We start from the raw sequence: 5,544 nt of genomic DNA, 5'->3' as shown, positions 1-5,544 counted from the left end.
TAAAAGGCGGCCCGGATGCCTGATTATCGGGCGTCCGGGGAGGATTAAGGGGAGATTTGGGTAAAATCAGGCGCAATTAGGTGCGGAAACAGCCGAAAACCTGTGTTTGGGTTTCGGCTGTCGGAGGAAAGGCTTTTTTGCAAAGGTCTCAGATGAGGTGTTTTTGCATGATGTGATGAAGTGTGTTGAGTGAGTTGCAGGCTGCTTTTCAATTCCAATAAAAATCCCTTGGCTCAAGCAAAAGCAAGCCAAGGGATTTGAGCACGCGATTATTGCGCGACAGAGGTTGTTCCAGTGATTTCCACCACTACGCGGCGGTCAGGTTGCAGGCAGACTTTCAAAGCCGCTGTTGCACGGGTGCCGTGGCAGTTGGTGGTAACCGGTTGCGTTTCACTGGCGCTGCGGGTGCTGATAGGGTCTTGCACGCCTTTTTCCTGCAAGTAGGCTTTCACGGTTTCTGCACGTTTCAAGCCTAAGTTGTAGTTGTATTGCTCGCTGCCCAAGCGGTCGGTATGGCCCACCAAGGCAATGCTGTCGATGTGCGCTTGGCGGCTGACCAGACGGGCGGCCAGTTCGTCCAATGTTGCGCGGCCTTGCGGCAGCAGGTCTTTCACAGACGAGCGGTTAAATTGGAACAAGGCATCGGCGGCCAGATTGATACGCTCAACTTGAGGTGCTGGTGCAGGCGCCACCATAACGGGAGCCGCAGGTTCTTCAGGCGCACACCATTTGTGAATGTAATCTTTGGCCAATGCGGGAGTGCTTAAGCAAGCTGCCAGGGCAGCAAATAAAAATATTTTTTTCATTGATGGTTTCCTTTGGGCAGGCTGCCTTAAATAAGGCAGCCTGCACGGTGGGGGTTATTTCCAAGTGTATTTGAAGCCGACTGTGCCACGGTAACCGTCGCGTTTTGCACCACCCAGGTTACGTTCGTAGCGCGCATCGCCGTACAGGTAGGCATTCTTGCTCAGCGGCAGTTGTGCGCCCAAGCCCAGCTCGCCCCACGTAGTGTTGCGTTTCTCGCTGACAGAGTCCGCACCGATGTGGATGTTGCGCGGTTTGATGAAATCATTCCACACGTTGGCAACAGCATAGAACGTGTTGGTGCGCAGGTTGCTGTTTGGCGCATTGTAGGCCAAACGTGCACCCAAGCGACCGCGCAGACCGTGTTGGCCGTTTTGTTCTACTTGGCGGATACCGTCGTTGAAGTTTTTCAGGCCCACATATTGGTACATCAACTGAGCTTGCGGCTCAATCATCCAGCCGCCCTCGTTTTCGGCACGTTCGCCCAAGGCAAACGGACGACCAACTTCGGCAGACAGGCCTGCACCCCAACCGTTTTGTTTCACGGAAACGGAATCACGGGCTTTATAGTTGTTGCGCAGCCAGCTTACTTGGCCAACCAAATCCAGATAGCTGCCGTTTTGTGCGTAGTAAGTGTTGCTCACGCCCAAAGATACGGCATCGGTTTTGCCTTCGCCGGTGAATTTATCGTCCACCACAACGCCGCCGATAGCACGGTAGCGGTCGAAGAAGTCGGTTGTCGCATGGGTATATGCCGCAAACACGCCGGTCAGGTTATGACCGCCTTTATCGTTACGGCGGATGGCAAAGTCATGGCCGATTTGTACGCCGCCCATTTTGGTTTCAAAGTTGAAACGCTCTTTACCTTCGCTGTTCAGACCGCGACCCAGCAGGCGCGCCCAAGTTTGACCTTTGGCCTGGTCGCCGCAGGTTGCACACTCATCCCAAGCCATTATTTGGTTTTCGCCACGGCGTTCGTGCAATGTAGCAGACAACGTGTTATAGCCAATTTCTTGGTTTACTTGCGGCATCAGCGTATATGCTGATACACCGGGTGCGAAAATATAGTGTCCTGGAGCCGGAGCAGGTGCTGGTGCTGGAGTAGCGTACAACGTCCATGCATACACATTCTTACCACCCGCGGTGCTCTTCAATACCAATTGTGCTTGACCGGCATTGGTGGTGTCGGCAGTACCTGTAAAGACAGCGTTGCCATCCGGTTGGCCAACTTGCTGACCTGCGGCATTGGCTGCAGGCTGCTCTACGGTTACCACATCAGAAGAGAACTGCTGTGCAGTGGTTTTCGTGATGTTGCCGATAATGCCGTTTGGCGTGCTGACAATAGTTTTACCGCTGGCCGCACCTTTAATAATCAAGTGGTCGGAGTCTTTATCCGCATCGCTGTTCCACAGGGTATTGACAACCAATTTACCGTTGTTGCCGGTGTAGTCGCCGTTTACGGTGATGGTTTTGTAGTTGCCCACAGCAGCGGTAGTCGGTGTAGCAAAGGCTACGGTGCCGGCATTATCCAGGCTGGTTACGGTGGAATTGCCGGTATTGTTCCAAGTGGTGCCGTTAGCCAGCTCTACGGAAGAAGTACCTGCTGCCAGCGACATAACACCATTCAACACCGCGCCATTAGTGGCAACGAGTGAGTTGGTGCCGGCAACTGAGTTAAATACGTTGGTGGTGCCAGTTACCGTGCCACCATTAACGTTGATGGTGTTGTTGCCAGCATTGGCTCGCAAAGCATCACCATTGGCTTTCACCGTTGCGTTGTTCAGGTTGGCTGTACCGTTATTCAGCGTTTGTACGGCAACGCTGTTGGCACCCTTCAGATCAAGGTTACCTGAATAGTCCACTGTACCGCTGTTTTGTGCAGTGTATCCGGTTACACCAGCTGCGTTGGTAGTGGTGTTCAGCTCAGAAACCAGTTTGGTTTTATTATTAGGTGAACTACCGGCAACTGCTTGGTTATTCAAACCGTGGTTTTTACCATCTGCCACACCAATAGTTGCATTGGTGGCAGTGTCCGCAACATTAGCCGTACCTTTCAGACTAGCTGTTGCACCACCGGATACCAAGGCCACCTTAGAGCCGCTGCCGGTCAGGTTATAAGTACCATTATTCACATTAACAGCAGAAGCTTTACCTGCTGCATCAGCACCATCACTAGCCAAAATCACGGCTTCTTTGCCGGATGCGGTAACGGTGAGATCAGTTGCATTGACGGTACCGCCAGCATCTGCACGGAACATAGTGGAGTTCTCGGTAGTGATGTCGGTACTATTGGTCAAAGCGGCAACCTCAGCAACCGCATTACCGCCATTGATGTGGTAGGCAATTTGGTTTTTTGCATTGGTGGAGTTGTCGAATACGGCTTTCATGCCCGAATTGACGGTCATGGTTGAATTGCCGCGTGCGTGCGCACCGATAACGTTGTCACCTTTCAAGGTCAATGTGCCGTCTGCAACCACATCGGCTTTGCCGGTACCTTGGCCATCAGCATAAATACCGTAATTGCGGGTCACCAGGTTGGCAGATGCCTCTTCTACCGTAATTTTGCTGGTGGCGGTATTAGTGATTTTTGCTGTGCGTCCTGCCTCGGCCACCACGTTTTCGCCGACTGCATTAGTGCCGATTACGTTGATGGTGCCAGCATTGGTAATTTGAGCTGCACCGGAGTTTTGTGCTTGAATACCCACGTTTTGTTTTGGTTGTGCACCGCCAACACCGCTTGCCTTACCCTCGATATTGATGACGCTATCTGTGCCCAAATTAACTACTGTCGAAGCCGTACTGTCTTTACCTACGCGGATTGCAGTAGCACCTTGGGTCTGTTCACCAATGGTAATCTTACCATCGTGATTAACAACAGCATTGCTACCATTCACCAAAATACCTACTTGGTCGGTAGCATTGCCGATCAGCTTAGTGGGTGCGTTTTTGTCGTATTGTGCTGCGCGGCCGATAAAGATTTGGCTGTCTTTTTCACTATTAAATGTACCGCCTTGCTCTACACGTACGCCGGTAATACCGCTGTTTGGCGAACTATTTACGGCTACATTGATAATACCGCCGGCTTTATTGGTTGCCGTGGCATTATTATTTAATTATTTACGCGAAGTGCATAGTTGTTATGCGTATAGCCCTGATAGGTATAGCCGGCAAGGTTGATGATGCCATTATTTTCGAAGTTGCCGCTATTGGTTGCATTAATAGTAGTAGACAAAGAGTAGTAGTCATTTTTATTTGTCTGCCTGGCTTGGGTTGTGTCGTAATTATCAGACGCAAAAAAACCACCGGAAATTACACCGTTGTTGATTGCTGTACTGCCTGCATCACGTACGGTCAGACTGTTGAAACGGCCGGACAGTTGCGCACCTTCCTCAATCACTGCTTTACCACCGTTTTCTGCCAGCATGCCGCCACCGTTACTTGACTCTAAACCAGGGCTTACGTCAATTTGTCCACCATTTTTGATGGTAGCAGTGGAACCCGCACCAGTTGCGGCCAACACCCAGCGCTCACCGATAGGGAGAGTGGAGTCCGGATGGATGGTAATAGGATTATTTTGTCGGAAAGTCTTCGATTCGGTAGCAGCAGCTTCATTGAAATAGCGATCATATGCAGCCTGTTGTGTTTCACCGGCATTAGCAAAACCAGGCGTACCAATCGCAGGAATCAAAACGTTATTATTGTAGTCAACCAAATCCTGTACGTTATTCAATACATGATTTGTTCCATTAAAGGTGACGGTTTTCGGTTTAAACAAAACTTGACCAATCGCCATCTCTTGAGAAGCTACACGAGTTTCTTCAAAATAAATGCGATTTTTAGATACCCAATCTGCCGACCCGCCGTCTTCGGCCTGTACCAAACGGGAGTTTTTTAAAGCAATCAGTGTTTTTACAGTGTTCTGAGTAGTAGTCTCATCTGCCATAGTAGCAGCCGGATCACCTAAGCTGGCAATAATTTTGCTGCCATTGCCATTGGCGGTGCCCAAGCGCATATCAACGTATATATCATTACCCGTTGATACAGTACTTTGAACATCTGCTGCAGATATAGATTTAACGTTGTTGTAAACGTTTACGGTTTGGTTACTATTGGTTGCTGGGTCTGTTACATTGACTGTGCGACCTTTTTGGTTGGCAAGCAGGCGCTCGCGCTGATTCAATTCCGCAAGAATGGCGGGATCTGTAAACAGTTCGCTTAATTTTCCACTTCTGATAGAGCGGTCATTATTATTACCGGTAATGTTGTTGATATCGGGTGATGTTAAGGTAACAGTATCACCACCGGTTACCAAAGCCTGGCCAACTTTGTTGTCGTTTGCGGCTGCGGTATAAACGCCCATGTCGCAGCTTCCGCCGCTGGCGACTGTACTGCCGTCGCCGCAAGTAGAGGCTTGCGCCGGCAGGGAGGCCAAGCTTGCACCCATAATGGCGGCAGATGCCAGCAGTTTGCCGGTGTTCGTGCGTGAAGATTTTTTGCGGCCGCGTTTATCCAGTTCGGAGCACACCACCCAAGTGCCGTGCTCTTCCGAGTATACAACGTTATAAATTTTATTCATCGATATTGCTCCAATTGTGACATGTGTCGAAACGGTAAAGATTTGCAAGAAGTTTGGCAACTTCCAAACCTCTGCAAAATAAAATAACCACAAATTTTATCATGTGATTGGCAATTTTTAAAAATAATAGGGGCTGTACTAGATTAGCCCTAAATTCCACACCA

At 49.9% G+C, this 5,544-nt stretch carries 4 protein-coding genes; 1 reads left to right on the top strand and 3 read right to left on the bottom strand.

Annotated features, from left to right (window positions below; translation table 11 throughout):
* Positions 1 to 269: 269 nt before the first annotated feature.
* Positions 270 to 806: an OmpA family protein gene (locus HMPREF3107_RS02085; protein WP_070452835.1), complete on the bottom strand. Its 537-nt coding sequence runs from the start codon at positions 804 to 806 to the stop codon at positions 270 to 272.
* 54 nt (positions 807 to 860) lie between these two features.
* Positions 861 to 3,509, bottom strand: a complete 2,649-nt coding sequence (locus HMPREF3107_RS12495; RefSeq protein WP_246828564.1) for an autotransporter family protein — start codon at positions 3,507 to 3,509, stop codon at positions 861 to 863.
* On the opposite strand from HMPREF3107_RS12495, the gene HMPREF3107_RS12490 reads away from it, so the two are divergent.
* A complete protein-coding gene (locus HMPREF3107_RS12490; RefSeq protein WP_246828563.1) occupies positions 3,498 to 3,917 on the top strand; it encodes a hypothetical protein in 420 nt (139 codons plus the stop codon). The genes HMPREF3107_RS12495 and HMPREF3107_RS12490 overlap by 12 nt on opposite strands.
* Here HMPREF3107_RS12490 and HMPREF3107_RS12485 read toward each other — a convergent pair.
* Positions 3,914 to 5,380 (bottom strand): ESPR domain-containing protein, encoded by a 1,467-nt coding sequence (locus HMPREF3107_RS12485; RefSeq protein ID WP_246828562.1) that lies wholly within the window; start codon positions 5,378 to 5,380, stop codon positions 3,914 to 3,916. The two genes, HMPREF3107_RS12490 and HMPREF3107_RS12485, sit on opposite strands and share 4 nt — an antisense overlap.
* Between the last annotated feature and the right edge of the window lie 164 nt (positions 5,381 to 5,544).

It is taken from the genome of Neisseria sp. HMSC31F04 (assembly GCF_001807735.1).
In the GTDB taxonomy this organism is placed as follows: domain Bacteria; phylum Pseudomonadota; class Gammaproteobacteria; order Burkholderiales; family Neisseriaceae; genus Neisseria; species Neisseria elongata.
The sequence above is the reverse complement of the archived record's forward strand: the minus strand, read 5'-3'. Positions and strand labels throughout refer to the sequence as shown.